Here is a 25,454-nt window from a genome sequence, read left to right as displayed (position 1 = left end):
GGACTAGGCGCTGCGAGGTTCGGTCGCTGGCGGGGCCGTCGCGTCGCCGGATCGGCTGGTGACGGCGACCGTGACCATCGCGAGGCCGATCACGAGGAGGTTGATGCCCACGAGCAGGCCGACCGCCCAGGCGGCGGTGGCCGGGAAGCCGACCCAGAGGAGGCCGGCGAGGACGAACGAGATGAGGCCGCTGAAAGCGACCACCGCACGTCCCGACGAACTCTCCATCCGCACTGCGGTCGCCAGTTCTGCCACGCCGTCGACGGCGAAGTAAGCCACGAGCGCCAGCGTCAGGGTGAGAAGCGCCACGGTGGGCGCCGCGAGAACGGCGAGGCCGGCGACGACCGAGACGATCGCGAGGGACGCTTGCCAGGCCGATCCGCGCCAGCCGCGAACGGTGAACGCGTGAACGCCGTGGACGATTCCGCCGACGACGAGCAACGCGCCGATCGCGAGCGATACGGACAGTCCCGTCACGAGGGGGAAAGCCATCGCGAGGATCCCGATGAGACCGATAACCGCTCCCGAAAGAGCGAGGGGCCGCCATTCGCTCTCGAGGGAGTAGTTCCCGACGGACCCCATGCTTGCTGTGATTCTACTCATTGGATTCACCGATACGACGTACGTCGTGTACGGATATAAAACAACTATACGATTTGACAGTGCGTCCCGGTACCGGACTGGTCCAAAAACGGGACGAACGGTATTGCTGGCCGGTCTCGAGCGATAATTCGATCCACGCCGACGCTCCGGTCCCGGTCGAAACGTGGCGGTTATCGTGCTCGCGATGACAGCGTACGTCGTGACCGACGAGGCCGACGAGAAGCGCGACGAGTCCGGCGAGACGCACGACGAATCCGGCGAGACGCACGACGACACGGACGAGAGACGACTCGAGTGCGATCTCTGCGGGGAGTGCGTGCCGGTAGCGATTCACCGCGAACACCTGCTCAAGGAGTGCTCGGGCGGCTGAGGCGCGTCCCCGCGAGGGCGGTACCGGGTCGGATATCGCCACCGCTCTCCGTGAGTCGCTCTCGAGAGCGGAGTCGCCCGGTGACTGGGGAACCGACCGACAGCGGCGCTCCAGGAACGCGGGAAACACCGAAGGGAATAGGTGCGTGTCGGCCCGAATAGCGGTATCGATCGCATGGTGATTGGAATGTCGGTCGCCGGCGACTGGCTCGACCCACAGCTCGCTCCCGTCCTCATCGCGGTGATCGCCCTCGCGGTACTCGGCACCACGGCCCTGTTCGCCGTTGGCCTCACCGCGTACGCCCGGCGGCGGACGATCCGGTATTGCCTGATCGCAGTCGTGCTCGGCCTTCTCGTCGTTCGGTCGCTCACCGGACTCGGAACCGTCCTCGGCCTCGTCCCGATGACGGTCCACCACCTGGTCGAACACGGCTTCGACTTCCTGATCGCCGTGCTAGTTCTCTACCTGGTCTTCCGAAGCCGCTCGGCGTCCGACGACGTCTCTGTACGGTCTGACGACTGATTCGCCGGTCGAAACTCGAGGGAGCGCGAGCGACGCACCTGACCGGTCGTCGAACGCGGCCGCGATCCGTCGTGCTTTTGATTCGCGAGACCCGAGTGAGTTCCAAGCGAATGGCCCGGTATCACATCGAGACGTACGGCTGTACGTCGAACCGCGGGGAGAGTCGCGAGATAGAGCGGCGGCTCCGCGATGCGGGCCACTACCGGGTCGACGGCGTCGACGAGGCGGACGTGGCGATTCTCAACACCTGTACCGTCGTCGAGAAAACCGAGCGAAACATGCTCCGGCGGGCCGAGGAACTGGCCGACGAAACGGCCGACCTCTTCATCACGGGCTGTATGGCGCTGGCCCAGGGCGAGGCGTTCGCTCGAGCCGGCGTCGACGGGCAGGTCCTCCACTGGGACGAGGTGCCCGAGGCGGTCACCAACGGCGAGTGTCCGACGACGACGCCCGACGCCGAACCCATCCTCGACGGCGTCGTCGGCATCCTTCCGATCGCCCGAGGGTGCATGTCCGACTGCTCGTACTGCATCACCAAGCACGCGACCGGGAAGATCGATTCCCCGCCGATCGAGGAAAACGTCGCGAAGGCCCGCGCGCTGATCCACGCCGGCGCGAAGGAGATTCGCATCACCGGGCAGGACACCGGCGTCTACGGCTGGGACGACGGCGAACGCAAACTGCACCGGCTGCTCGAGCGCATCTGTGCGATCGACGGCGAGTTCCGGGTGCGAGTGGGGATGGCGAACCCGAAAGGCGTCCACGGCATCCGTGACGAACTCGCCGAGGTCTTCGCGGCGAACGACGAACTCTACGACTTCCTGCACGCACCCGTTCAGTCCGGATCTGACGACGTCCTCGGCGATATGCGCCGGCAACATCAGGTCGCGGAGTATCTCGAGGTGGTCGAGACCTTCGACGAGGCGCTCGAGTACTGGACGCTCTCGACGGACTTCATCGTCGGTTTCCCGACCGAGACCGACCGCGACCACGAGCAGTCGTTGGCGCTGCTCCGGGAGACGCGTCCCGAGAAGATCAACGTCACTCGCTTTTCCAAGCGGCCGGAAACCGATGCCGCGGACATGAAGGGCCTCGGCGGGACGATCAAGAAAGAGCGCTCGAAGGCGATGAGTGAACTCAAACGCGAGGTCGTCGCCGACGCCTACGCGGACATGGTCGGCGAGCGCCGCGAGGACGTGCTGGTCGTCGAAGCGGGCACCGGCGACTCCGTCAAGTGCCGCGACTCGGCCTACCGCCAACTCATCGTCCAGAACGCGAGCGAGTACGGCATCGAACCCGGCGATTTCGTCGATCTCGAGATCACGGCCCACGAGTCGATGTACGCGTTCGGAACGCCGGTTTAGGCCGGGATCGAAGCCGGCGCGAGACGTCGAACGGCAGCGACGGTACCGTTCGCGACGACGCCGGGCCGCGTCGCGTCGGTCTTCTCGAGACACGTGAGGGGAACGGTCAGTGCCAGTCTGCGGGAAAAAGGGGGGACACGTAAGCCCGCTCGGGAGAAATCGAGCGATATGAGCGACACGGTCGAGAAACCGATCCGGTGTCCGCGAGCCGAACGGGACGGAGAACTCGGGTGTGTGCCCGGGTCGATCATGGACCTGCTCAACGACGACGACGCTCGGGCCGTCTATCTGTTCGTCGAGGAGCCGACCACGGTTCCGGAGATTGCCGACGCGCTCGATCTCCCGCAGTCGACAGCCTACAGGAAAGTGGCGAACCTCCGCGAGGCCGGGCTGATACGGCAGCTCAATCGGCGATCCCAGGGCGGACTGCCCGCGCACTACGTTCAGGCGATCGACCGCGTCTCGGTGACCTACGACGATCCGCTTCGGATCGAGTGCACACAGCACGGCGAGACCCTCTACTGCGAACCCTGATTGCACGCCGTTCCACCGCGAGTCCCGGTCGTTCGATCCACGGCGACTCCGGTCGCGGTCCCGCTACAGATCCGCGACGGCGGTTTCGATCTCTTCGCGGGGAAGCGGCGAGATCCAGTCGTCGGCGACGAAGGCGTACGTGATCTCCCGGTCGGGATCGAGGACGAACGCGGACCGCCACGGCGTCGAAACGCCGGCCATGTGCGACCGGTCGGCGAGCAAGTCGAGCGACTCGCTCACCGTGCCGTTTACGTCCGCGAAGAAGCGAAAGCCCGGTCGATCCAGCCATCGGAGGAACTCGTTTTGCGCGTAGGGTCCGTCGCGACTCACGCCGAATACTGGAACGTCCTCGAACTCGTCCCAGCCGGCGCGAACGAACCGTTTCCACCAGTTCTGTGCGATCGCACTGAACGCGAAGCCGGTACAGACGACGACGCCCCCTCGAGCGCCGAGCGCGTCGGAGAGCGCCGTCGATCGGAACGTCTCGCCGTCACAGAGAAGCGCGTCGAAGTCCGCAACGGTCTCGCCCGCGGTCGGTGGCATATTCGAGGACTCTCGCGCGACTACAAAAAACTCGGTATCGCGGTGACGAGCGGCCGTGCGTCCGCACGATCACGATACGGCGATCGAAAATTCGATGGACCACGGGTGTGAGTTACCGCGTCGTACGCCCGCGACGGCGCTCCGTTCCGGATCACGACAGGCTCGCTCGACCCGATCGCCGCCTCGTCGCCGTCCGATAGCCGAGCACCGATCGTCGTCCCGGGCTGGTCTTTCACGCCCGGTCCCGTTTCTTCGTCCCGCGAGCGGCACCCATCCTTTTGGCGTCCTGCTCCGTACGACCGTTCATGGTCACGCTCTATCGGTTGGAAGGATGCCCGTTCTGTGAACACGTCGTCGACCGCCTCGAGGAACTCGACGTCGACTACGAGAGCATCTGGGTCGAGGGGCTTCACTCGAAGCGCAACGAGGTCAAACGCGTTTCGGGCCAGCGACAGGTGCCCGTCGTCGTCGACGACGGATACGGCGTGACGATGGCGGAGTCAAAACGCATCCTCGATTACCTCGAGGCGACGTACGCCTGACGCCGCTTCGGGAGGTCAGCCGCTATTCGTCTTCGTCGTCGTCCAGGCGGTGCGGATCGAGGCCGGGGTCTTCGACCGCCGGTGCACCGAGCGCCAGAATCACTCCCTCCTCGTCGCCGACGTTTCGGTGACCGTGACCGATCTCGGGTTTCGCGATCCAGAACGTCCCCGGGCCGGCGTCGACGTACTCCTCCTCGCCCGAACGGCCGAGTTTCAGCGAGAACTGTCCCTCCAGAACGTAGAACAGTTCCTCTTGCTCGCTGTGCGCGTGATACCCGATCTCTTCTCCCGGTTCGAAGTACCAGAGCTTGATGTTGAGCGAGTCGGTATCGAAGACCTCGTCGAGCGCCCGAATGCGTAGATCCGGCGGGATCTCATCGTCGTCGGAGAGGTCGGTGATCGGTACGTCCTCGGTGTGGACCACTTCGTAATCCATGCTACAAACACGCACGACAACGGATAACAAAAGTGTCCGGTTGCCTGGCCCAGTTTGCTGATTACGGAAGTGCGAGGGGAACGCCCCGCCCCGAACGGCGGGGACGACGCGGTCGCGTCGGAACGCGAGTACACGCGACGTCTACGTGCGCGCGACCGCGAGCGCTGATCGACGATCGGCGTCGATCACCGATCCGTCACTCGAACGTGACGGCACGGCACTCGTCGGGTACGGTTGCCCCGTCTTGAGCGCCGAAGGACTCGCGAAGGTGGTCGTAGGTCTCCTCGAGCGCCTCGACGATCACCGTCGTGTCGCTGATGACGGGCATGAAGTTGGTGTCGCCCTGCCAGCGCGGGACGACGTGAGTGTGCAGGTGATCGTCGATCGAGCCGCCGGCCCCGTCACCGAGGTTCAAGCCGGCGTTGAACCCGTCGGGCTCGAGCGCTTCTTCGATCGCGTCGAACGTCCGTTGTTTCAAGCGGGCGTGGTCGAGGAGCACGTCGTCTTCAAGCGCGGCGTACTCGCCGGTATGGGTGTGGGGAATAACCATCGCGTGACCCGGGTTGTACGGGTAGTTGTTCAGCATGACGAACGCGTTTTCGTTACGTGCAACGATGCGGTTTTCCCGGTCGCGTTCCTGCTCGGGGAGTTCACAGAAGACGCATTCGTCGACGGTCGGGTTTTTCTCGTCGCGCTCGATCCACTCCATCCGCCACGGTGCGAAGACCTGTTCCATACTCGCTATCACTCGAGGTTTTCCTAAAGCGTTTTACTCCGTCCGTTTCCAGCGAGGGCGGCGACAAGCGGCCCTTGAAAAAATTTCTGCGAGAGCCGGACATTTCGGAACCACTGCACGTAAGTCAAAAAATAAACGGTATTAAACCCTCTCAGCCGATTTTAATAGCAGTATAATTCTCGGTTGTGAGTTTCACTACTCAGTTCTCAAAACGAAGCATGGGTTTAAGAGGAGTCTATGGCAAGTAATATGTTAATGGCAACGACCGACAACTCATTCAGCGGGATGACCGAACACTGCACGGAATGCGACCTGGAAACCCTCCACGAAGTCTCGGTCCAGATACGGGCGGAGAGTCTGAAGAAGGAGAACGCACAGTTCTCCCGTGAACCCTACCGCGTGGCCGAGTGCCAGCGGTGTGGGAACCGCACGAGCCAGCGGATGAACAACGCCTGATCGGCTGGCGACGACCGAACGAGCGACGAATCGCACTGATAACCTGGTCTCCCGCATCCTCTCAAATCGGCGAGCACGTCTCGCTCACTCTCTCTATTACCGATTCGAATTCCCAACGGGCTACGCAGTCGTTACCTCACACCCGTCTTCGGTGACGATGATCGTGTGTTCTTTCTGGCTGACCAGGAAGCCGTCGTCTTCTTTCAGGACCGGATACCCGTGGACGATATCGTTGCGTTTGAGCCTGCGTAGCGCCATTTCAGGCCGGTCGGTCTCGAGCCAGCGCGTCGCAAACGGCAGGGTGCGAAACTCCTCGGTGATTTGTTCTAACGCGTCGCGAGCCTGTCTGTTGCGCACGGTCCCCTCGCGCTCGAGCGAGAAGATCTCCTCGTTGGCGCCTTCCGTGACCTTTCCGCCACCGTCGGTCGCGAACGGCTCGATCGCGACGACGTCGCCGACCTCGAGTGTCGCCCCCTGTGAGACGTCGCGATTGGGGATGTTCGGACTGGTGTGTTGCTCCCAGTGCCCCAGTCCGTGGCCGGTCAGGTTGACGACGGGATTGTAGCCGTACCCGTCGATGACGTCTTCGATCTCTGCGCCGATATCCCCCGTGTCGACGCCCGGTTCGACCACTTCGAGGGCCGCCTCGAGCGCCTGTTCGGACGCCTCGGCGAGTTCCGGATTGCCGGAGAGGTCGACGGTGATCGCGGTGTCTGCCAGCCAGCCGTCGACGTGGACACCGATATCGAGGTTGATCATCTCTTCGCCGAAGGTGGTCTCGTCGTCGATCGACGGCGTCGCGTGAGCTGCCTCCTCGTCGACGGAGATATTGACGGGAAACGCGGGTTTGCCACCGAGTTCGCGGATCCGGTCTTCGGCCCACTCGGCGACCTCGAGGTGGCTTGCGCCGACCTCGACGCGTTCTGCGGTTTCATCGCGTACCTGCGCGAGGATCGCTCCCGCTTCGCGGTGTTTCTCGTACTGCTCGGACTCGAGGTCCACCTCGGATTCGGTCATGCACCGGGGTTCGACCGATCGACAAAAAGAGGTTCCGCCTCTCGTCCGTCGTCGGTAGGTGCCACTCGAGCGGCGGCGATCGCCTGTGGTTTCGACGGTGACACATCACGGAATGTGAGCGCGCCGCGTCCGCGATGCACTCCGCACTCGATTCACCTTCACCGTCGTTCGTACCGCGTCACCACACCACCGCCTGTACCGTCCGGTACGGAGTCCACGCTGATACTCAGCCGAATCCGAGCGGACAATTCCCGGAACTGATCGTTCGGGGAAGAAACGACGGATAACGGCCTCCGATTCCGTGAAACGGTCGCCACGGGTTATACCGCACGACCGTCTCGATTCGAGTGGCGTGAGAGACGCCAGCGATCCGATTCGCACGTAATCGGCATCGAGGCCGTGATCGTCACCTCCGGACCCGAGCACGAGCCGCACTCCCGGCGGGTGGATTCGTCGGTTCCGAGGTGACACCGCGGCCTCTCGCCACTCGATTCGTCCGCTCGAGAGCCGCGCGAACGGTCACCGGTTTTCGCCGAGCAACGAGCACGTTCGCCGAGCAACGAGCACGTTTTCGCCGGGTAACGAGCACGGTCACGGTCAGAGATCGGGCGCGATCTGCGCCCACACCACGCTCCCGGCTGCGAAGTGCTGATTAGACGCCGCTCTCGTCGCTTCGTTCGAGAGCGGCGCTATCGCTGCCGACACGGATCGGAGCTGTGTCGCCGTTCAACAACCGGATTCCGACGGTAATAACGTGTTTGGCTCGAACGGGTCACGGTCAATTTTTGCCGGGCCCAGACGGAAATGGTAGACCTTTTACCCCCGTCGGAGAACCGTGTAGACGAGATGAGCTACGACAAGATCGAGGAACCGGAAGAGGGGGAGAAGATCACGCTGAAAGAGGGGACCGAGACCGAGCTCGAGGTGCCTGACAACCCGATTATTCCGATTATCTACGGCGACGGTGTGGGAAGCGACGTCGGCCCCGCCGCACAGAAAGTGCTCGAGGCTGCCGCGGAGGCGACCGGCCGCGAGATCAACTGGATGCGCGTCTACGCCGGCGAATCCGCCCGCGAGAAATACGACGAGAACCTTCCGCGGGAAACCGTCGACGCGATCAAGGAACACCGCGTCGCGATCAAGGGTCCGCTAACGACGCCAGTGGGAGCCGGCTTCCGGTCGCTCAACGTCGCCCTGCGCAAGAAACTCGACCTCTACGCGAACGTCCGCCCGACCTACTATCTCGACGGCGTTCCGTCGCCGGTTTCCGAGCCCGAGCAGATGAACATGATCACGTTCCGTGAGAACACGGAGGACGTCTACGCCGGCATCGAGTGGGAAGCCGGCACCGACGAAGTCCAGCAGGTCAAGGAGTTCGTCGAGGACGACATGGGCGCGTCCGGCGTCATTCACGACGGCCCCGTCGGCATCGGGATCAAGCCGATCACGGAGTTCGGGACGAAACGTCTCGTTCGCCGCGCCATCGACTACGCCCTCGAGCACGACCGAGATTCCGTCACTCTGGTCCACAAGGGGAACATCATGAAGTTCACCGAGGGCCAGTTCCGCGACTGGGGCTACGAGGTCGCTGAAGAGGAGTACGGCGACGAGGTCATCACCGAGGACACCCTCTGGGAGGAGCGCGACGGCGAACAGCCCGAGGACGCGGTCGTCGTCAACGACCGCATCGCCGACAACATGCTGCAGCAACTGCTGACCCGAACCGACCAGTACGACGTCATCGCGACGATGAACCTGAACGGGGACTACATGTCCGACGCCGCCGGCGCACAGATCGGCGGCCTCGGTATCGCCCCCGGTTCGAACTTCGGCGACGGGCTCTTGCTCGCCGAACCGGTCCACGGTTCCGCACCCAAGTACGAGGGCCAGGACAAGGTCAACCCGACCGCCATGATCCTCTCGGGCCGCATGATGCTCGAGTACCTGGGCTGGCAGGACGCCGCCGACCTCGTCCGCGACGCCGTCGAGGAAACGATTTCCTCCGGCAAGGTCACCTACGACCTCGAGCGCCAGCTCGACGACGCGGAGAAGCTCGCAACCAGCGAGTACGCCGAGGAAGTCGTCGCCAACGTCGAGAAACTCTCGTAAATCGTATCACGGGCTCTCGCGGCGCGACGCGAGAACGCCGTGAAACTCGTACCGAGTTTCGTCGGCGGCCGACCGCCGATTTCCCGTTTTCTTTCTATCACCGGTTCCGAGTCGTACGCACTGCGTCTGGTACCTGCTATCCGTCGGTGCACCCACATAATATTTATATTGATGAATCTGAACAAAACTCGTAGTATGGGTTCCGGGACCGACCGCGTCGACACGTCCGAACCTACCGGTGGTCCGAGAGCCAGGTTGCGCGACGGGCGGGAGCCGGGTGACGATCTCGTTCCCGCCCTCGTGCTGGTCGCCATCGGGGTTCTGGTCCCGCTGCTCGTCGCCGCGCGATACGAACCCCATCTTCGGATGTACGTGAACTCGAAGGAATACAGCATCCTCTCGGCGCTCGGTGTCGGACTCGCGTTCTGGCTGTGCGTCGAGGGGCTCGACCTCGACCGTGTCACGGTTCTGGGGACAGCGATCATCGCACCGGTGCCACTCACGTTCGCCGCCGGTCTGCTGGCCGCCGCTCTCGGAGGGCGTTTGGTGGACAGTTTCGTGTTCGCCGAGTTCCTCCCGTACGCGCTCGCGATCGCCGCAGCCGGTGCCCTCGCGGTCGGCCTCTCGCTGGTGACCGAAGCGCTGGTGGGCCGTCACTCGCGCCTTCCGGAGCGACGAACCGTGGCGCTGGCGGTCGGCACCACGGCGCTGTTCGGGATCGGTGCTGGGACCGGCGTCCGGTATGCGAACCCGTCACCGGCGTCCATCGAAGACGTCCGGATCACCTACAGCGGCTCGGAGGCGTCGCTTGGGGTATTCTTCGATACCGACTCGAGCGCCCACCACATCGCCGTCGTCGCACCCGACGGAACGATCGCGAGGGAACGGCCGGCCGATGCAGCGGTCGAACGCGACTGGACGAAAATCAGAATCGCCCAGCCCCGCGGGTCGCTCTACCGCGGCCAGTTCCAGGTTCGAATTGCCACGTTTCTGGGGACCACTGTCGATTCGACGTCGATCGGCGTCGAAACCGGTCCAGTTCCGTCGATTCGAGGCGTCGAAACCGACACGTCTCGACCGAACGAGATCGACGTCACCGCCGTCGTCGGAAACGACGGCGACGTCACCGGAAAGACGGTGGTGGATCTCCGCGGGCCCGAGAACGACGAACTCGAGCGCACCATCGACTGGATCGACCCCGTCGAACCCGTCACTGCCGCCTTCACGTTGCGACGAGACGCGATCGAAACGGACCGCGCCGATATCGTCGTGACGACGCGTCTCGAGCGAGGCGACACGGAATACGACCGGCAGCGGGTCGACCTCTCCGAAGGGTAACGCTCTCACCCCCGGCGTGCGTACGCATCGCCGATGGACGATTTCGAGGTTCGCGTTGCCGAGTCCGAACGGGACCGCGAGGCTGCCTTCGCGGTCCGTCACGAGGTATTCGTCGACGAACAGGGCGTCGACGAGGAACTGGAGTACGACGAGCACGACGAGACGGCCGTCCACGTCGTCGCGTACGACGACGGGCCGATCGGTGCTGCACGGCTCCGCGAGTACGAGGACGGCGTCGGCAAGATCGAACGCGTCGCGGTCCGCGAGTCGCGACGCGAGATGGGCGTCGGCCGCGCCCTGATGGCCGCGCTCGAGCGGCGGGCCGACGCGATGGGGTTCGAGACGGTGGTGTTGCACTCGCAGACGCGGGTCGCGGAATTCTACCGCGAACTCGACTACGAACGATGCGGCGAGGAGTTCGTGGAAGCTGACATCCCTCACGTCGAGATGCGAAAGTCACTCGAGTGAGCGGGCGGAGACCGTATTGGAGGGCTGGAACGCCGGATAGCGGGCGCCGCTCTCTCGCGGGGCTCACACGTCGCGCGTTTCGATCGCGGGGCCTCGAGCCGCGAGCACCGCGTCGGTGTCTTTCGAGCGTCTGACTGACTTTCAAGGGTCAGTCCGTGGGCCTCGATACTATGGAACGGAAACTACAGGGCCCCGGGAACGCGGTCGAATCCACGGCCGAGACGCTCCCGACTGTGAGTCGGATACTGCTCTCGCTGGCGATTACGGCCACCATCACCGGCGGTGGACTGCTCGTTTTCTTCACGGTGGTCACGGCCGTCGTGTTGTAGCGGTTCCGGTCGTCGCGGTCGTCGCGCTGGCGGGGTTCACAGGCGGTACGAGGCGGATGCCCCGACCCTTGAGGTCGGGGAGGAAGCCGACAACCGATGACACAAACCACGCTACGATGGCGGGCCGACTCCCAAATGTATAAGTAACACCGACGGTATATGTGAAAACACAGTGGAATACCGTCGCACCGCCGTCATTAAACTCGACACTCCCGACGGAGCCGACCCGCTCCTCCGAGAGACGGTCGAGCAGTTCAAACACTGCGCCAACACCGCGAGCGAGTGGTGCTGGCACGGCGACGACGGCTACCACGTCACCTCGAAAGCCAAAGCCGAACGCGCCCTCTACGACCGACTCCGCGACGAAACCGACCTGACTGCAAATCTTGTCCAAAAAGGGATTCGCAGGGCGGTCGAAGCCGTCAAAAGCGGAGTCTCGCGTCTCGAACGTGGGGAGAACACGTCGCAACCGCACTTTTCTGCCGACAGCGCGGTGTACGACAAGCGGAGTGCGACGTTCCACCGCGACCACGTATCACTGTCCACCGTAGACGGGCGCGTCGAGTGCGACTACATCCTCCCCGACGACTCGGAGACGCCACCGACCAAGTACGTCTCCGACGAGGACTTCGAGTTTCGGATGGCACACTTGCAGTACCGCGACGGTGACTGGTATCTCCACGCCTCGATGCGGAAAGTCGAAGCAGACGAGGAATCGCCCGAATCCGAGTCCAAGCACAGAACAGTCCTTGGTGTGGATTTGGGCGTGAACAACCTCGCCGTCGCTTCGACGGGGCGATTCTGGTCGGCAGACGAGTTCAACCATTGGCGTCGAGAGTACGAGAAACGTCGTGGGTCGCTTCAGCAGTGTGGCTCTCGCCACGCCCACGAGAACATCGAATCAGTTGGGCAGAAAGAGTACGGACGCTTCGAGATACACCTCCACACGGTGGCGAACGAACTTATCGAGGAAGCCGTCGAGAACGATTGCTCGCATATCGTGTTCGAGGACTTGACGTATATCCGTGAGAACCTTCCCGAAGCGACGTGGCAACATGTGTGGGCGTTCCGACGCCTCTACGAGTACGTCGAATACAAGGCCGAAGCAGAGGGTATCGAGGCCGTACAGGTTGAACCGCGCAACACGTCGAAGCGGTGTTCGACGTGTGGATTTACCCATGACGATAACCGTGACGGGGAGTCGTTTGAGTGTCAGCAGTGTGGGTACGAGAACCACGCGGACTACAACGCTTCCAAGAACATCGGTTTGCAGTATCTCCGTCGTCGGCAAAACGCAGACGATGGAGGCGCACCCGTAGATGTGCGCTTGAATCGCGGGACACTGAACGTGAGCGGGGAGTACGTGCCCCCTGCCTCTGTTGAGGCATAGAACGGGAGTCCACGCGAAAGCCTCGGGGCTTGACCCCGAGGCGATTTACACGGTATCGTTAGCCGCTGTCCCCTCACGTGATACCATCGGCCACCCGAATCGGTGAGGGACGGCTCGCGGACCGACGAAACAGTGAAATCCGTTCGTCGATAGTCGGCCCGGCATCGAGACGGAACGCTACATAGAATCCAGTAGTCCCGGACCTGCGAATTACACGTATATATTACAAATATAAACCGCCTATAGTCAAACACGCGGGTATCGAATCGATGGTCGAGTTAAATCGACGAAACCTGATGGAAGCATCGGTGGCTGCAGCGCTGGGCGCGAGCGTAACCGGGATAGCGGCCGGGGACGGACCGGACGACCCCGATACACCCCTGGCACCGCACGTAAAAGGGGAACTGAAGCGGTTCTCATCGACCGCACTCGGCGCGGAGGTAACGGGTCCGTTCGTGTTCGAAGACGGGTCCCTGTTGTACAGTCTCCAGCATCCGAGTCGCGATAACGCCGACCCGTACGACGAATCGGGAATCGGATACTTCAGCGGCTTCCAGTTCGAGTTCGACGGCAGCAACGACGATTTCGACGAACTGCCGACGCCCCAGACCAACGCGGAGCGGGAGACGGTCCGCGGTGCGAACGGCGAATTCACGTTCCTCGCCCAGGCACACGAGGAGATCAACGGAGGGAGCGAAGAACTCGGCGTCGTTCAGACGCCCGACAGTGAGAACATTACGACGGACGAGTTCGCGGGCACGCAGTACGGTGATGCGGCGTACAACCCCGACTGTAACCAGTTCGTCGCCACGAACGACGCGGGAACCGAGGGACTCCTCTTTACGAACTGGGAGAACAGCCCCGGCAACGTCTCGCGGATTCCGATCAGCCGCACCGACGAGGGCGAGTGGGAAGCCGATCTCGAGAACGCCATCAACCTCGCCAACACGGAACCGATGCGCGAACTCGGGGGAACACGCATCAACTGTTACGGTGATCTGAGTCCGTGGAACACGATGATCTCCTCGGAGGAGAACTACGCTCACCCGCGGATCTCGCTGGCCGCAACGGTGGGCGACGTCCTGGAGTCGGGAACGGGGAAGGGACTCCGCGGCGCCCACGAGTTCTGGAACCGACCGAACCCGTCGGAGATTCAGAACGCCGTCGACGACTACTACGGCGACGAATCCTGGGGCGTCCAGGGGTTCTGGGCGATGACCGGTGTCGAATTCCTCGCGTACTACCTCGGTGCCGACCCCGTCGACCAGGGATCCGACGGCAACACGACGCGACCGATCACCGACGTCTATCCGAATCCGTACCGCTACGGCTACCACATCGACCTCCGCGAACCGACGGCCGACCCGCCACAGCCGGTCAAGTACTACGTGATGGGACGGGCCGCCTGGGAGTCCCCGGACATCCAGTCCGACAGGAAGACGGTCTACGGCTGCTCCGACGGGGACAGCAAAGGGATCTACAAATTCGTCGCCGACGAGGCCATCGACTGTTACGACGATCCCATGGATCTCGCCGGCACCCTCTACGCACCGAACGTGACCAACGAGGAGGCCGCCCGGGAGCTTCCGCCGGCGGACGTCGACCTCGAGATCGAGTGGCTGAAACTGGGCCACGCGACCAACCGGGAGGTCGAAGCGTGGATCGCCGAGTACGACGGCGTCACTCAGGAGGACTACCTCGAGAGTCACGCGGAGACCGACTGGGAGGACGACTTCGAAGCGGCGCTCGAGGAGGCCGACAGGGAGGTCGTCGACAACGGGAACCAGGACTACATCAGCGACGAAGAGATCGTCCGCTGGGCGGAGCAGTGGGAGGACGAGGGCCCCGACGGCGTTTCGCCGGAGCTCCGTCGCATCCCGTTCCTCGAGACGCGTGCGGCAGCCACGGAGATCGGCGCATCCATCGAGTTCAACAAGGCCGAAGGCGTCGACAGCGTCGACGGTGCCGGACCGGGAGACGCGGTCTACTTCGCCATCTCGGAACTCAACGACGACATGTCCAACGAGGAGGGCTACGAAGGCGTCGGTGACATCCAGATCGACCGGGTCGACGGCGGCGTCGTCTACCGCGCCGAACTCGAGCGAGATTTCGACGTCTCGACGCTCGAGCCAGTTATCGTGGGGCCGGACGCGAGCGATCCGGCGGACGTCGCGGACGACGCGCTCATCAACGTCGACAACGTCTACGTGATGGACGACGGTCGCGTCCTCTGCTGTGAGGACGCGGATCAGTTCGGTCGGTCCTATAGCAACGACTGTCTCTACGTGTACGAGCCCGCAGGAAACGACGTTCCCGGACGCGGCCGCGGTCGGCAGCGGTGCGACGACCATCCCGGAAACGGTCGCGGACCACGGCGGAAAGCCGGGCGAGGACGAGGGAACGACGGAGAGAACGGTGCCGACGACGACTGCTAGCCGGCTGCCGATCAGGCCATCGCCGGCGACTCCGGTTCGACCACGGCGGAGCAACGAACCGTAACGCTGGTGCCGCCCGCCGCCGTGTCGAACTCGAGGTCGCCGCCGAGCGCGGCGACGGACCACGAAACGATCCACAGGCCGATCCCGCTTCCGTGCTCGAGGGCCGTTTCCTCCCCCCGTTCGAGAACGGCGAGTTCGTGGTCGGGGATGCCAGGTCCGTTATCGTGGACCGTGAAGACGGCACTCCGGTCGTCCGTGGTGCGTTCGAGATCGACCGTTACGCACGGGTTCTCCGCGTCGTTGTGGGTGAGCCCGTTCTCGATGAGGTTCGCGAACGCGAGTTCGAACAGTTCACGGTTCGAGCGGATCGAAAGGTCGGCGGGAACGGACACGTCGACTCGCCCCCCGGTTTCCGCTTCGAGATCGGTCGCGATCGTCGTCAACACGTCCCGGGCCGAGAAGGAGTCCGGCGACCGTGCCGTCGACTCGATCGCGCGTTCGAACGCTCGGGCCTTTTCGCTCATCTCGAGGACTCCCTCGACGTCGTCGTGGACCCCCTCGAGCGGATCCCGAAGCCGAACTCGCCGCTACTCGAGCAGCGTTTCGCCGGTCATTTCTGGCGGTTGCGCGAGGCCGATCGCCTCGAGCAGCGTCGGCGCGATGTCGGCGAGGGTGCCACCCTCGCGGACCCGCCTGCCGCCGTCCGTCCCGTCCGGGGCCAGATAGACGAGCGGAACTTCGTTGTACGTGTGTGCCGTGTGAGGGTCTTCCTCGGTCCCCATATCGTCTGCGTTGCCGTGATCGGCGGTGATGAGGACGTGCGCGCCGGCGGCCTCCAGCGTTTCCACGAGTCGACCCAGCTGCTCGTCGACGGCTTCGACGGCCTCGATCGCGGCCTCGTAGTTGCCGGTGTGGCCGACCATGTCCGGATTGGCGTAGTTGAGGACGAGCACGTCCGGGTCGTCCGATTCGATGCCGTCGATCGCGGTGTCGGTCACCTCGGGGGCGCTCATCACGGGTTGCTGGTCGTAGGTCGGCACGTCGGGGCTCTCGACGATCTCGCGGATCTCGCCGTCGAACTCGACCTCGCGGCCACCGTTCAAGAAGTAGGTGACGTGGGCGTACTTTTCGGATTCGGCGATCCGGAGTTGCGTTTTGTTCGCGTCGGCGAGCACCTCACCGAGCACCTGCTCGGGCTGATTCGGCGGGTATGCGACGGGGAGGTCGAACGTCTTGTCGTACTGGGTCATCATCACGACCTCGGCGTTCGGCGGGCTGGTTTCGAAGGCGTCCGCCCAGTCTTCGGGCCGGATATCGGCCAGCATCCGGGTGAGCTGGCGGGCGCGGTCCGAGCGGAAGTTGAACCAGACGACCGAATCGCCGTCCGCGAGGGCGGGCCGGCCGTGCTCACCGCGTCGTCGCTCGCTTTCCGAGGCGCTGTGCGCCTCGCCCGTCACGAGCGTCGGCTCGACGAACTCGTCGGTCTCGCCGCGGTCGTAGGATTCCTCGACCGCGTCGACGGCCGACTCGGCGGTCCACTCGGCCTCGCGGTTCACGATGGCGTCGTAGGCCCGCTTCGTCCGCTCCCAGTTCTGGTCGCGATCCATCGCGTAGTACCGGCCGGTCACCGTCGCCACGTCGCCGGTACCGTGGTCGGCGATCACCTCCTCGAGCGTGCGCAGATACTCGCGGCCGCCGGTCGGCGACGTGTCCCGGCCGTCGGTTATCGCGTGGGTGACGGCCTCGACGTCGCGGTCGGCCGCCAACTCGATCAGCGCGTGGAGGTGTTTCTGATCGGAGTGAACCCCGCCGTCGCTGACGAGACCGAGGAAGTGAACCCTGCCGTCGTGTTCGCGGGCCCGATCGAACGCCGCGTTGATCGCGTCGTTCTCCCGGAACGACCCGTCCGCGATGGAGTCCGAAATACGCGTGTACTCCTGATAGACCACCCGACCGGCACCGATGTTGAGGTGCCCGACCTCGCTGTTGCCCATCTGGCCCTCCGGGAGGCCGACGCGTCGGCCCGCGACCTCGAGTCGTCCGGACGCGCCCGATTCCGCCAGTCGGTCGAAGACCGGCGTCTCAGCCGCCGCAACCGCGTCCCTGCCGCCGTCACCGAGACCCCAGCCGTCGAGGACGATCAGCGCAGCTTCCATACGGCATCGGAGACCTGCGTGTCGTAATTACCTGTCGTTGTCCGGTGTCCGTCCTCACGTACGCGGATCCGTTCGACGGTGTTCACCGAAAAGTGTAAATAATGAATCGATTTCGCCGGGGGACGCGAGCCCTGAAGAAGACGCGACGGGAGAGGGAAGCGGTCGGGACGCAAGCGGCGGCGCGACGTCAGTCCTCCTGGCGGTGGTCGAAGGTCGTGCCGCAGTCGCCACAGAGAGATCCGTTTCCAGGTTTACATCGCTGGGCGAACACTGCGCCACACTCGTCACAGACCATGTAGAGGCGGTTTTCGGGGGAGACGCCCGCTTCGAATTCGACGTGAATCCAGGCATCGGGGTTGCTCGCTTCGAAGATGGTGACCCCGGAACTGTTCTGTCGCCAGTCGACGGCACGTTCGTCGCGATCGACGGACCGCAGGTCTCGCTCGGACATCGAGTTGTTTCATTCTCGGTCCGCCCACACATATGTTTTCTGATAGTTATTTACCCGTCCCCGAGTTCCCATCTCGTGACGGCACGACCACTGGCTTTTTGCGGGTCCGGCGGGAGCCATTCCGCATGACGCTCGATCCGGTCCACTTCGACGGCATCGCGCGACTCGCGAAACGGATCGGCCACGGGACCGACGAGCGCGACCGCCGCGCCTTCGCCGAGACCGTCTGGGAGTCGTTTCTGGACCCGCTCGCTCAGGATGGCCGGACGATCCTCGAGCCGATCGACGAGCAGGCGCGGCGGGTCGTCGACCGCGAAGCGGTCGCGCTGCGACGGCGAGAGTTCCCGACCGAACACGGCCTCGACGCGGGAACGATCAATCCGACGGCGTTCAAGAACGGGCTGGTCGTCGACATCGCACAGGCGGCGATGAGCGCGACGCCGAGCGACCTCGACCTTCACCGGTCGCGAACGACGGTCATGACGGTCCACTCGAACGACGAGACGATGACCGTCGACGAGACGTGGGGGAAATTCGACGAGGGATACAGCCGGAGCCGAGCGGTCAAGATACCACCGCTGCCGCGGTTCGTCGAAGGCGTCGTCCACGCGCTAGCGCTGTACCTCGCCGAAAGTACCCACGCCCGCGACCACGCGATGGCGGTGACGGACCTGCTCGTCCTCGACGGACCGCTGTATCCGCGCGGCCTGCTTCGGTGGGCCGACCAGCATCCCGACCTCGCCGATTTCCTGCTCGACGATCCGCGACCGACGACGGTCCTCGAGAACTACGTCCGACTCGTCGAGGACTTCGTCGAGCGAGACGTCCCGCTCGTCGGGTTCGTCAAAAACCCCACGACGCGGGTCCTGACACGAACGCTACAGTCGAAACGGGACGCCGATATCAGCGTCCCGTGGAGCGACGACTCGGCGCTTTTCACCCGCCTCCTCGAGCGCGGCGACTACGTCGACGGCGTCGACGGCGAGCGCTGGGAGCGAGAGACGTCGACGCTTTCGTACACGAACTGGTTCCGTTCGCGAGGCGGCGTCGACCGTCCGCTGTCGAGCGACGGCGACGCATACGGCGTCGAACGACGCCTCGAGCACGCGGCCTACGAGGTGACGTTTTTCGTCATCTACGACCCGCGCGACGACTTACTCTATCGCGTCGAGGCGCCCTACGCGTTCACGCGTGATCCGGACACACGAGAACGGGTGACGATGCAGCTGTTACAGGACGTTGCCGTCGCACACGGACCGCCGACGATCGTCGGGAAAGCGGACGAACTCGCCCGGATCGCGAGCCCGGAGAAAGCGTCGCTCCGCGAGACGCTCGAGGACCGATTCGACGCGGCACAGGACCGAACCTACGACGACCACCGCTGGGACGAACAACCGTATTGATCCGCCGTTCGGGCACGAGGCGGCGCGTCAACGTTCTGCTCGACAGCACGAATTCGCTGCCGCAAGTTACGCATCTCTTGGGAGAGATCCGGTGTCGGTTCGGTGCTTTCTGCCGATTTGTCCACTGGGTGGACGGTTTCGAAAAACTGTTCGACGAATTCACGTCGGTGGAGACGTTCACGGGGAGAGAGCAATCGCGGATCGAGAACGACCGCGTTCGAACCGCTATTCTCGACGGTCTTCAGCGTCGGTTTTCTCGACCTCGAGAATCACGTCGTCGGGGTCGACGCCGATCCTGGCGAACTGCGTCCGAATGTGTTCTCTGGCTCCGTCGAGTGCTTGCTCCCGGGTATCGAACCCCCGTGGCATGGGCGACTCGAAGGCGAGGTTGACCTCGCGGCCGTCGACGAGCTGGGTCGTCCCGCCGCTGTCGACTTCGTAGAACTCGTCGCAGACCCAGACGTACGCGGCGTCTTCGTCCGGGGCGCCCCTGAACGACGGGGCTCGTTCACCCCGTTCGTAGAGCGTCCCGGTGAGTTCCGTTCCGCCAGCGCGACCGCGTACCATGAGCATACCCTCTACTACGGGTCGTGAACGCAAAAGTGCCGTGGAACCGACCCAGATTTGGCGACTCCGCACCTCGGCGCGCGGGGCCAGTGCCCCAGTCTTCGGCCGCCGACCGAACCGCCGTTGGAGCGGTCGGTGGCGGCGCTGACCGTGTCCGTCCGATCGGGACGCGAACGTATTCGCGCCAGTATATTGTCGGTCCACTGAGAGGTAGACTGAATCACGTTCGCACGGAAGTCCAGGTAACACGACTGTCCCGAGTATGCCACACGTGAATTTCCATCGGAAATATCCCACAATTGCCGTATTCGGCAGTTTCAGCGAGTTACGCCGTTGTTACTTCCGTAACAGCGAACTTCGGGGCCCAAATCGTTTTGGAAACGGGCTTATGCCCGTTGCAGAATTTGGGTTGAGTAATGAGTTCGAACGCTCATCTCGGCGACGATAACACACCCGAGCCGTTGTCAAACGTGCCAGCGGAGTGTTACGATGTCCTTCGTCATCCCCGACGGCTTCGTATTCTCGAGGCCCTCGGGTCTCGGACGGCTCGGCTGTCGCTGTCGGAACTGACGACGGAGTTGCTCGGTCGGTCGACTGGCGCCTCGAACGGCAAGGGACGACACGAGGTGCGGACCAGTCTCGTTCACAACCATCTGCCGCGACTCGAGGCGTACGACATCGTCGACTGGAGCGCCGACGGCGTCGCGCTCGTCGACGAATCGCCGGTCCACCCCGCCGATCTCTCCGCCGTCCTCGAACTCTGCGAGAGCGAGAACGCCGAAGGGCTGCTCGAGACCCTCGTCGACCCCGTTCGAATGCACCTGCTTTATCTGCTCGAAACGAGCGATCGACCGCTCTCGGTCCAACGACTCGCGGACCGACTCGGCGCTCACGACGGCGGTCAGTTTGCCGATCCGACCAGTGCGAGGATCGCACTTCACCACTCCCACCTGCCCGCGATGGCGGACGTCGGTGTCATCAACTACGATCACGAAACCCAACTCGTAACCCGATACGACCACGTCGCGTCGATTATCCAGTAGGTGCCGAGACCGACCACGCGTCGCTACAGCAGACGCACACGAAAGAGCGTTCGCTCGTTTTTCCCCGCCGTCAGCCCCCGCCGCTCGTCGGGCGTTTCACCGCACACCACTCACTCGGCCGGCGTCAAAACCGGTAAACGTGTGCCGCCCCCTATCGAAACCAACCCGAGCGATGAGTTCCGAACGTGACGACGGCGACCGCCGTTTCGAGAGACGGACCGCAATCCTCGTCACGGCAACGACCGTTCTGCTCGCGCTCTCGGTGGGAGGGATCGTCGGAACGGCCACCGCGATCGACCAGGTCGCGATCCTGTCGCCGGACCGTTCGCAACCCGAGGTCGCGCCCGGCGACACGGTCGAAATCGACGTCACGTTACAGAGCCGAGGTGGTCACGGCGGCGAGGGCGTGTCGAACGTCACGCTGGTCGCCCAGTACAACCCCGAATATCTAGAGATTACCGACGTCGAACGGGGGCCGTGGCTCGAAGGAAACAACACCGAAATTCACGCCGGTGCGGCTGTCGCCCACGAGCAGGGAACCGCCGTTCTCGAGCAGCGCCGCGTGCCGGCTGCCGGGGGGGCGACCGGAAACGGAACGATCGCGACGCTGACCGTCCGGGTCGCAGCCGACGCGCCGACAGGGACGACGACGATTTCGTTCGACCACAGCGACATCGACTTCACTGGCGACTACCCCCCGTACGTTCAGGACGAGTCCGTGACCGTCGCGGTCGACGGTGGCGACGAGCCCCTCGAGTCGTTCGACCACGCCGACCCCAACGACCTGGCTCTCGATCCTGAACTCGCCGAGTCGAATTCGGCTGCTGGCTCGAACGAATCAGACGGAAAAACGGCCGAAAACGGCGGTGAGGAGCCGATTCCTGGCTTTACGCCCGGCTCCACGCTCGCAGCGATCGCGTTCGCGGTAGTCGGACTGTGGGCCGGTCGATACGATCACCGCACCTAAACAGTCCGTCCAGCTGGAGGGAAACGCGTTTTATGGATGGGACTAGATTGGGTTGATATGACCGATCTGGGAGACTTCGGCGATTTCAGCGCCGACGCCGACTCCGAAGACGGCGCGGCGGCCGGCGGAGCCGACTCGTCGACGACGTCTTCGGGATCCGACGGCACGGCGAGTGCGACGTCGACGACCGACGACACGACCGACGTGTTCGAATCGACGGCGGTCGAACCCCGTGGCGAAGACGTCGGCATCGGCGCGATCTGTGTCTCTCAGGGCCTGCGCGTCTCCGAAGACGGCGACGAGACCACGCTCCGAGCCTACGTAACCCGCGGCAACCGGTCGTCCATCCGCCTCGGGAGCTACCTCCTCGCTCCCTACCCCGACGGGTCGGGTTCAGCCGCCGGTCGAGATCGTGCCGGCGAGACGCTGTTCTGCCGGATCACCGGCCTGGAGTACGCCCAGCAGTATCACGCGAACGACGCGACGGAAATCCACGCGAGGCGAGCGATGCGAACCGACGGGATCGACGAGACGGATTACAAGTTCGTCGCGAGTCTCGAGCCGGTCGCCATCCTCTACGACGAAGACGGCGACCTCAAGCGACGGATGACCGATCGGGTGCCGAAACCTCAGACGGTGATCCGACAGGCCGACGACACCGAGGAGATCAAGACCGGACTGAAGATACCCGACGACGGGGTCTTCATGGGCCACCTCTCGGTCGGCGGCGAGAAGGTGCGAACCGCGGCGTCGCCGCCGACCATCGATTACCGGCTGAAAGACGACTACGACGCGGGCGACCCGCTGGTCTTCCGGCACACGCTCGTCGCCGGCGGGACGGGATCGGGCAAGACCCACGGCGCGAAGAACATTCTGCGCCAGTACGTAGACGCCGATCGGACCTACCCGATGGACGACGGTCGACGGGTCACTCCGGCCGTCGTTCAGTTCGATCCGCAAGACGAGTACGCCCAGATGCACGACGACAATCCCGAGATGGACGACGCGTTCGCCCGGCGACTCGAGCGCGAGGGAATCGCCTACGGCGGACACGACGATACGACGGCATTCGTTCCGGCGGTCGGTTCGGCGTCGTACGCAGCGGGACATCACCGCGCCGAGCAAGTCGAGTTCACGATCCCGTTCTCGATGGTCCACGACAACCCGTGGCTGGTCGCGGGCAGCGGACTGAACGATAACCAGTACGGTGCGCTCGTCAGCGTCCTCCTGCCGCGGTTCCGCACGCAGTACGGCAACGGGGGGACCTACGAGGAGTTCACGACGTTCCTCGACGACCCCGCGCTTCGCGAAGAGTTAGACGAGTCCGGGCGCGTCCACGAGGCGACCTTCGACGCGGTCCGACGGCGCGTCCTCGGGTTCGGTCACGTCTTCGACCAGGACGCGCGCCCGATCACGGAGTTAGTCCACGAATTCGTCCGGCCCGGCGGACTCACCGTCGTCCCGACCTACCACATCAACGACAGTCGTGCGACCGAAACGATCGTGCTCGCAGTGTCGTCGCTCGTCATCGACCAGAAACTCTCGAACGACCCGACGTACGAGCGGGTCAAGGAGACGCCGCTCGTCCTCGGGATGGACGAGGCCCACAACTTCCTGACCGACGCCGACTCCGTCCAGGCGGGGAAGGTCATCAAAAAGTTCACCGAAGCCGCCAAGCAGGGCCGCAAGGAGCGCCTCGGCCTCTTCCTGATCACCCAGGATCCGCAGGACATCCACGACGCCGTGTTCAAGCAGATCAACACCACCGTCGTCCTCAACCTCGGCGACGAGGACGCCATCAAGAGCGTCAACATCCCGAGCAATCTCGAGTCGAAAGTGCCCTACATGGAGAAGGGACAGATGGTCGTCTACTCGCCGGACAACTCCGAACCCGTCGAACTGATCGGGCTCTCGAAGTGCCTGACCAGACACGGCCGAGGCTGAAATCGGAGCCCGGCGCCCGGAGTCGTGAGCACCCCCGATCCGGCCATCGTTACGCCCGCCCGAGTAACGTTCGCTCGAAAAACGCCCCCACAGTACTCGCGATTTCGTCGCGGTTCCCGAGGAAGAAGTGATCGCCCGAGAGCGCCGTGACCTCGTCGCCGCGGTCCCGGGCGCGCTCGACGATCGGTTCCCAGTCGACGGTCGTATCGCGCTCCCCGTACAGGACGCAAACGGGGCCTTCGATCGCCGACAGCGCCTCGAGCGCGTCGAGATCGTCGTCGAGGCGGGCCGTCGGAGCGAGAGCGGCGACGGCGGCGGGTTCGGGATCGACGACGGCGGACGCGAGCAGCGCCTGCGTTGCACCGAAACTGTAGCCGAAGACGCCGACGGGGAGCCGACCGTCGGATGCCCGATCCTCGTCTTCCCAGTCGCTCGCCCATCGAACGGCGTTTCGAACGTCCTCCCGTTCACCGTATCCGTCGTCCCAGGGCCCGTAATCGAAGCGCACGCACGCGATTCCGGCATCACACAGGGCATCGGCCACCGCGACGAGTCGCGGATCGCTGCGCGACCCGCCGTGTCGGGGATGAGGCGGGCACGCGGCGACGATCGCATTCGCCGGACCGTCCGGCCGCTCGAGCGTCCCGCGGACGTCGCGGGCGCCGGGAAGAACAACGTCGGTCATGGGTGGTCTCACACACTGCTGGCTAATCAAATCGACGAGCGACGGACGACTCAACAGGAGACCGACTGTTACCGAAGTGATGTTTTTAAGGCCGGAGAACCATACGTTGCGAGTATGGGCATCCTCTCTCGGACTTCCTACGTCATCCGGTCGAAGATCAACTCGGTGCTCAACCGGGCCGAGGATCCGACCGAAACGCTGGACTACTCCTACGAGCAGATGCGGGACCAACTCCAGCAGGTCAAACGCGGCATCGCCGATCTGACGACGCAGAAAAAGCGCCTCGAAATGCAGAAACGCCGACTCGAGGAGAACGTCGAGAAGCACAACGATCAGGCGCGGACGGCGGTTCAGCAAGACCGAGAGGACCTGGCGCGACGCGCCCTCGAAAAGAAGAAAACGAAGATGAACCAGATCGACGATCTGGAGCGCCAGATTTCGGACCTGCAGAACCAACAGGACAGTCTGATCGAACAGAAAAACGAACTCCAGACCCGAATCGAAGAGTTCCGGACCAAGAAGGAGACGATGAAGGCGCGCTACGAGGCCGCCGAGGCCAGTTCCACGGTTTCGGAAGCGATGACGGCCACGGGCGAAGAGTTCGAGGACGTCGGCCGCGCCATCGAACGCGCCGAAGAGCAGACGGAGGATATGGAAGCCCGCGCGGCCGCGCTCGACGAACTCCACGAATCGGGCGCGTTCGAGGACGTCATGTCCGACAAGGACAACATCGACCGCGAACTCGAGGAACTCGCCACCGACAGCGGCGTCGAAGCCGAACTCGAGACCCTCAAGTCCGAGATGGGGGAGGGAGAATCCGAACCGGAACCCGAATCAGACGTCGAGTCCGGGGCCGACGTCGACGAAACGGAACTTGCCGACCTCGAGTCCGGCGATCAGGAAGACGTCGAGGCCGAACTCGCGGAACTTCAGGACGAGGAAAACACCTGATCGAGCGACTTGCGACACCGGATCTGGTCGAGCGGAGGGCGGGCGGTCGAGACCGCACGGGTATCGCGTGGCATCTCGGACACCGAATCGGG

At 64.0% G+C, this 25,454-nt stretch carries 27 protein-coding genes; 17 read left to right on the top strand and 10 right to left on the bottom strand.

Annotated elements, in window-relative coordinates; genetic code table 11:
• Positions 1 to 3: 3 nt before the first annotated feature.
• Positions 4 to 603 (bottom strand): HdeD family acid-resistance protein, encoded by a 600-nt coding sequence (locus NJT13_RS14960; protein ID WP_254522439.1) that lies wholly within the window; start codon positions 601 to 603, stop codon positions 4 to 6.
• A 163-nt stretch (positions 604 to 766) separates the two neighbouring features.
• On the opposite strand from NJT13_RS14960, the gene NJT13_RS14955 reads away from it, so the two are divergent.
• The 4 genes from NJT13_RS14955 (at position 767) to NJT13_RS14940 (ending at position 3,393) form a co-directional block, all read left to right on the top strand.
• Positions 767 to 973 (top strand): hypothetical protein, encoded by a 207-nt coding sequence (locus NJT13_RS14955; RefSeq protein ID WP_254522438.1) that lies wholly within the window; start codon positions 767 to 769, stop codon positions 971 to 973.
• Between the two features lie 174 nt (positions 974 to 1,147).
• Positions 1,148 to 1,495, top strand: a complete 348-nt coding sequence (locus NJT13_RS14950) for a DUF7471 family protein (RefSeq protein WP_254522437.1) — start codon at positions 1,148 to 1,150, stop codon at positions 1,493 to 1,495.
• 110 nt (positions 1,496 to 1,605) lie between these two features.
• The gene (locus NJT13_RS14945) at positions 1,606 to 2,859 is read left to right on the top strand and encodes a tRNA (N(6)-L-threonylcarbamoyladenosine(37)-C(2))-methylthiotransferase (RefSeq protein WP_254525469.1); all 1,254 of its coding nucleotides are present in this window, start codon (positions 1,606 to 1,608) and stop codon (positions 2,857 to 2,859) included.
• 168 nt (positions 2,860 to 3,027) lie between these two features.
• The gene (locus NJT13_RS14940; RefSeq protein WP_254522436.1) at positions 3,028 to 3,393 is read left to right on the top strand and encodes a winged helix-turn-helix domain-containing protein; all 366 of its coding nucleotides are present in this window, start codon (positions 3,028 to 3,030) and stop codon (positions 3,391 to 3,393) included.
• A gap of 63 nt (positions 3,394 to 3,456) precedes the next feature.
• On the opposite strand, the gene NJT13_RS14935 is transcribed toward NJT13_RS14940, so the two are convergent.
• Positions 3,457 to 3,936: a redoxin domain-containing protein gene (locus NJT13_RS14935; RefSeq protein WP_254522435.1), complete on the bottom strand. Its 480-nt coding sequence runs from the start codon at positions 3,934 to 3,936 to the stop codon at positions 3,457 to 3,459.
• 305 nt (positions 3,937 to 4,241) lie between these two features.
• Here NJT13_RS14935 and NJT13_RS14930 point away from each other — a divergent pair, with 305 nt between their 5' ends.
• Positions 4,242 to 4,478 (top strand): glutaredoxin family protein, encoded by a 237-nt coding sequence (locus tag NJT13_RS14930; protein WP_254522434.1) that lies wholly within the window; start codon positions 4,242 to 4,244, stop codon positions 4,476 to 4,478.
• Between the two features lie 22 nt (positions 4,479 to 4,500).
• On the opposite strand, the gene NJT13_RS14925 is transcribed toward NJT13_RS14930, so the two are convergent.
• Positions 4,501 to 4,914 (bottom strand): cupin domain-containing protein, encoded by a 414-nt coding sequence (locus NJT13_RS14925; protein WP_254522433.1) that lies wholly within the window; start codon positions 4,912 to 4,914, stop codon positions 4,501 to 4,503.
• A 196-nt stretch (positions 4,915 to 5,110) separates the two neighbouring features.
• On the bottom strand, positions 5,111 to 5,650 hold the full coding sequence (locus NJT13_RS14920) for an HIT family protein (RefSeq protein WP_254522432.1): 540 nt from the start codon (positions 5,648 to 5,650) through the stop codon (positions 5,111 to 5,113).
• A 255-nt stretch (positions 5,651 to 5,905) separates the two neighbouring features.
• On the opposite strand from NJT13_RS14920, the gene NJT13_RS14915 reads away from it, so the two are divergent.
• Positions 5,906 to 6,106 (top strand): DUF7835 family putative zinc beta-ribbon protein, encoded by a 201-nt coding sequence (locus tag NJT13_RS14915; protein ID WP_254522431.1) that lies wholly within the window; start codon positions 5,906 to 5,908, stop codon positions 6,104 to 6,106.
• 120 nt (positions 6,107 to 6,226) lie between these two features.
• Here the strand turns inward: NJT13_RS14915 and map are convergent, their stop codons facing one another.
• On the bottom strand, positions 6,227 to 7,123 hold the full coding sequence (map, locus tag NJT13_RS14910; protein WP_254522430.1) for a type II methionyl aminopeptidase: 897 nt from the start codon (positions 7,121 to 7,123) through the stop codon (positions 6,227 to 6,229).
• An 846-nt stretch (positions 7,124 to 7,969) separates the two neighbouring features.
• Here map and icd point away from each other — a divergent pair.
• The 6 genes from icd (at position 7,970) to NJT13_RS14880 (ending at position 15,192) form a co-directional block, all read left to right on the top strand.
• Positions 7,970 to 9,232 (top strand): isocitrate dehydrogenase (NADP(+)), encoded by a 1,263-nt coding sequence (gene icd / locus NJT13_RS14905; protein ID WP_254522429.1) that lies wholly within the window; start codon positions 7,970 to 7,972, stop codon positions 9,230 to 9,232.
• Positions 9,233 to 9,427: 195 nt separating this feature from the next.
• Positions 9,428 to 10,570, top strand: a complete 1,143-nt coding sequence (locus tag NJT13_RS14900) for a hypothetical protein (RefSeq protein WP_254522428.1) — start codon at positions 9,428 to 9,430, stop codon at positions 10,568 to 10,570.
• Between the two features lie 33 nt (positions 10,571 to 10,603).
• Positions 10,604 to 11,038, top strand: a complete 435-nt coding sequence (locus NJT13_RS14895; RefSeq protein WP_254522427.1) for a GNAT family N-acetyltransferase — start codon at positions 10,604 to 10,606, stop codon at positions 11,036 to 11,038.
• 170 nt (positions 11,039 to 11,208) lie between these two features.
• Positions 11,209 to 11,367 carry a hypothetical protein gene (locus tag NJT13_RS14890; protein ID WP_254522426.1) on the top strand — a complete coding sequence of 53 codons (159 nt, stop codon included), beginning with the start codon at positions 11,209 to 11,211 and terminating at the stop codon, positions 11,365 to 11,367.
• A gap of 172 nt (positions 11,368 to 11,539) precedes the next feature.
• Positions 11,540 to 12,757, top strand: coding sequence for an RNA-guided endonuclease InsQ/TnpB family protein (locus NJT13_RS14885; RefSeq protein ID WP_254522425.1), 1,218 nt, complete (start codon positions 11,540 to 11,542; stop codon positions 12,755 to 12,757).
• A gap of 269 nt (positions 12,758 to 13,026) precedes the next feature.
• Complete coding sequence (locus tag NJT13_RS14880; protein WP_425499763.1) at positions 13,027 to 15,192, top strand: alkaline phosphatase PhoX; 2,166 nt, start codon at positions 13,027 to 13,029, stop codon at positions 15,190 to 15,192.
• Positions 15,193 to 15,203: 11 nt separating this feature from the next.
• On the opposite strand, the gene NJT13_RS14875 is transcribed toward NJT13_RS14880, so the two are convergent.
• The 3 genes from NJT13_RS14875 to NJT13_RS14865 all read right to left on the bottom strand — a co-directional run bounded on the left by NJT13_RS14875 (position 15,204) and on the right by NJT13_RS14865 (position 17,802).
• A complete protein-coding gene (locus NJT13_RS14875) occupies positions 15,204 to 15,719 on the bottom strand; it encodes a sensor histidine kinase (protein WP_254522423.1) in 516 nt (171 codons plus the stop codon).
• 63 nt (positions 15,720 to 15,782) lie between these two features.
• Positions 15,783 to 17,351: a 2,3-bisphosphoglycerate-independent phosphoglycerate mutase gene (gene gpmI / locus NJT13_RS14870; RefSeq protein ID WP_254522422.1), complete on the bottom strand. Its 1,569-nt coding sequence runs from the start codon at positions 17,349 to 17,351 to the stop codon at positions 15,783 to 15,785.
• A gap of 187 nt (positions 17,352 to 17,538) precedes the next feature.
• Positions 17,539 to 17,802 (bottom strand): hypothetical protein, encoded by a 264-nt coding sequence (locus NJT13_RS14865; RefSeq protein WP_254522421.1) that lies wholly within the window; start codon positions 17,800 to 17,802, stop codon positions 17,539 to 17,541.
• A gap of 125 nt (positions 17,803 to 17,927) precedes the next feature.
• On the opposite strand from NJT13_RS14865, the gene NJT13_RS14860 reads away from it, so the two are divergent.
• Positions 17,928 to 19,205, top strand: coding sequence for a DNA double-strand break repair nuclease NurA (locus NJT13_RS14860; RefSeq protein WP_254522420.1), 1,278 nt, complete (start codon positions 17,928 to 17,930; stop codon positions 19,203 to 19,205).
• Between the two features lie 225 nt (positions 19,206 to 19,430).
• Here NJT13_RS14860 and NJT13_RS14855 read toward each other — a convergent pair whose 3' ends face one another.
• Positions 19,431 to 19,778, bottom strand: a complete 348-nt coding sequence (locus NJT13_RS14855; RefSeq protein WP_254522419.1) for a DUF7113 family protein — start codon at positions 19,776 to 19,778, stop codon at positions 19,431 to 19,433.
• Between the two features lie 410 nt (positions 19,779 to 20,188).
• On the opposite strand from NJT13_RS14855, the gene NJT13_RS14850 reads away from it, so the two are divergent.
• From NJT13_RS14850 to NJT13_RS14840, 3 genes are all read left to right on the top strand, one after another.
• Positions 20,189 to 20,815, top strand: a complete 627-nt coding sequence (locus NJT13_RS14850) for a DUF7344 domain-containing protein (RefSeq protein WP_254522418.1) — start codon at positions 20,189 to 20,191, stop codon at positions 20,813 to 20,815.
• A gap of 172 nt (positions 20,816 to 20,987) precedes the next feature.
• Positions 20,988 to 21,782, top strand: coding sequence for a cohesin domain-containing protein (locus NJT13_RS14845; RefSeq protein WP_254522417.1), 795 nt, complete (start codon positions 20,988 to 20,990; stop codon positions 21,780 to 21,782).
• Positions 21,783 to 21,839: 57 nt separating this feature from the next.
• Positions 21,840 to 23,726, top strand: a complete 1,887-nt coding sequence (locus NJT13_RS14840; protein WP_254522416.1) for an ATP-binding protein — start codon at positions 21,840 to 21,842, stop codon at positions 23,724 to 23,726.
• Positions 23,727 to 23,775: 49 nt separating this feature from the next.
• Here NJT13_RS14840 and NJT13_RS14835 read toward each other — a convergent pair whose 3' ends face one another.
• Complete coding sequence (locus NJT13_RS14835; protein ID WP_254522415.1) at positions 23,776 to 24,411, bottom strand: CocE/NonD family hydrolase; 636 nt, start codon at positions 24,409 to 24,411, stop codon at positions 23,776 to 23,778.
• 114 nt (positions 24,412 to 24,525) lie between these two features.
• Between NJT13_RS14835 and NJT13_RS14830 the strand changes: the two genes are divergently transcribed.
• On the top strand, positions 24,526 to 25,362 hold the full coding sequence (locus NJT13_RS14830; protein ID WP_254522414.1) for a PspA/IM30 family protein: 837 nt from the start codon (positions 24,526 to 24,528) through the stop codon (positions 25,360 to 25,362).
• The last annotated feature ends 92 nt before the right edge of the window (positions 25,363 to 25,454 follow it).

Source organism: Natrinema caseinilyticum, assembly GCF_024227435.1.
GTDB classification, from domain to species: domain Archaea; phylum Halobacteriota; class Halobacteria; order Halobacteriales; family Natrialbaceae; genus Natrinema; species Natrinema caseinilyticum.
This window is presented reverse-complemented; position numbering and strand designations above follow the sequence as displayed.